The 668-nt window shown below is 61.7% G+C and carries 2 pseudogenes; one reads left to right on the top strand and one right to left on the bottom strand.

The features are described from left to right. Positions 1-350, top strand: a pseudogene (locus tag OQK_RS01280) (transglutaminase-like domain-containing protein); the annotation flags it as partial. Between the two features lie 132 nt (positions 351-482). Here OQK_RS01280 and OQK_RS01275 read toward each other — a convergent pair. Continuing rightward, positions 483-668: pseudogene (locus tag OQK_RS01275) on the bottom strand (cytochrome c); the annotation flags it as partial.

The following is a 668-nucleotide window of genomic DNA, read 5'->3' as shown; positions in this document are numbered from 1 at the left end:
CAGGCCTTCGCGGGTCGTGCGGGGGTGTGCCAGGATCACACCCATGCATTCCTGGCGTGCGCGCGCAGCCTGGGGATCCCTGCGCGGTATGTGTCGGGGTATTTGTACAGTGAGGACAGCACGCACCTGGCCAGTCACGCCTGGGCCGAAGCCTGGCTGGATGACGCCTGGTACAGCTTTGATGTGACCAACCAGCTGTCACGGCCGGAGCGGCATTTGAAACTGGCGGTGGGGTTGGATTACCTCGATGCCTGCCCGGTACGCGGCATGCGCCGTGGCGGTGGGCATGAGCAGATGCATGCCAAGGTGTTTGTGGCGCGACCCCGGTGATCGCCGTCCAACAGCAATGATCTCCAGAGCGGAGCGTTCCCCCCCCTGTGGGAGCGGGCTTGCTCGCGAATACGGTGGGTCAGCCACACATTTATTGACTGACACACCGCTTTCGCGAGCAAGCCCGCTCCCACAGAGGGAATGCGCCAAGCTTATGGCTGCTTACGCCCTGTCATGTGTTTCAAATAGCCCACCAACAAATCCAGCTCACTGTCCGGCAACACACTGGCCGCAAACGCCGGCATCTTCGCCTGCGGCCAGTGCCGTAAACTCTGCGGGTCACGGATGTAGCGCTTGAGGAAATCGGCGCCGAAATACTCGGTGGGGTTATACGGAAT

It is taken from the genome of Pseudomonas sp. R62, from assembly GCF_000257605.1.
Lineage (GTDB): Bacteria > Pseudomonadota > Gammaproteobacteria > Pseudomonadales > Pseudomonadaceae > Aquipseudomonas > Aquipseudomonas atacamensis.
The sequence above is the reverse complement of the archived record's forward strand: the minus strand, read 5'-3'. Positions and strand labels throughout refer to the sequence as shown.